Origin of the sequence: Salmonella sp. K21076 (assembly GCF_039650795.1) — a bacterium.
Lineage (GTDB): Bacteria > Pseudomonadota > Gammaproteobacteria > Enterobacterales > Enterobacteriaceae > Salmonella > Salmonella enterica.
The window spans coordinates 1-1,235 of record NZ_JBCLYA010000032.1; the positions used below are offsets into that span (position 1 = coordinate 1).

The 1,235-nt window shown below is 51.8% G+C and carries 1 rRNA gene; it reads right to left on the reverse strand.

The features are described from left to right. Window positions 1-1,113, reverse strand: a 23S ribosomal RNA gene (locus AAYN39_RS10615); the annotation flags it as partial. Between the last annotated feature and the right edge of the window lie 122 nt (window positions 1,114-1,235).

Consider the following 1,235-nt stretch of genomic DNA (forward strand, 5'->3'; position numbering starts at 1 on the left):
ACTTTGGGACCTTAGCTGGCGGTCTGGGTTGTTTCCCTCTTCACGACGGACATTAGCACCCGCCGTGTGTCTCCCGTGATAACATTCTCCGGTATTCGCAGTTTGCATCGGGTTGGTAAGCCGGGATGGCCCCCTAGCCGAAACAGTGCTCTACCCCCGGAGATGAATTCACGAGGCGCTACCTAAATAGCTTTCGGGGAGAACCAGCTATCTCCCGGTTTGATTGGCCTTTCACCCCCAGCCACAGGTCATCCGCTAATTTTTCAACATTAGTCGGTTCGGTCCTCCAGTTAGTGTTACCCAACCTTCAACCTGCCCATGGCTAGATCACCGGGTTTCGGGTCTATACCCTGCAACTTAACGCCCGGTTAAGACTCGGTTTCCCTCCGGCTCCCCTATACAGTTAACCTTGCTACAGAATATAAGTCGCTGACCCATTATACAAAAGGTACGCAGTCACCCCACCACTAAGCCCCCTCTGCTTCTTTTGAGGTTGAACGTCGCTTTCGCTCCGTTAACCGTCTCCTCAGCAAAGGATGCGTATGTGGAGTTCACCACTGGCTTAGTGGTGGGGCTCCCACTGCTTGTACGTACACGGTTTCAGGTTCTTTTTCACTCCCCTCGCCGGGGTTCTTTTCGCCTTTCCCTCACGGTACTGGTTCACTATCGGTCAGTCAGGAGTATTTAGCCTTGGAGGATGGTCCCCCCATATTCAGACAGGATACCACGTGTCCCGCCCTACTCATCGAGCTCACAGCATATGCGCTTTTGTGTACGGGGCTGTCACCCTGTATCGCGCGCCTTTCCAGACGCTTCCACTAACACACATGCTGATTCAGGCTCTGGGCTCCTCCCCGTTCGCTCGCCGCTACTGGGGGAATCTCGGTTGATTTCTTTTCCTCGGGGTACTTAGATGTTTCAGTTCCCCCGGTTCGCCTCATTAACCTATGGATTCAGTTAATGATAGTGTGACGAATCACACTGGGTTTCCCCATTCGGGTATCGCCGGTTATAACGGTTCATATCACCTTACCGGCGCTTATCGCAGATTAGCACGCCCTTCATCGCCTCTGACTGCCAGGGCATCCACCGTGTACGCTTAGTCGCTTAACCTCACAACCCGAAGATGTTTCTTTCGATTCATCATCGTGTTGCGAAAATTTGAGAGACTCACGAACAACTTTCGTTGTTCTGTGTTTCAATTTTCAGCTTGATCCAGATTTTTAAAGAGCAAA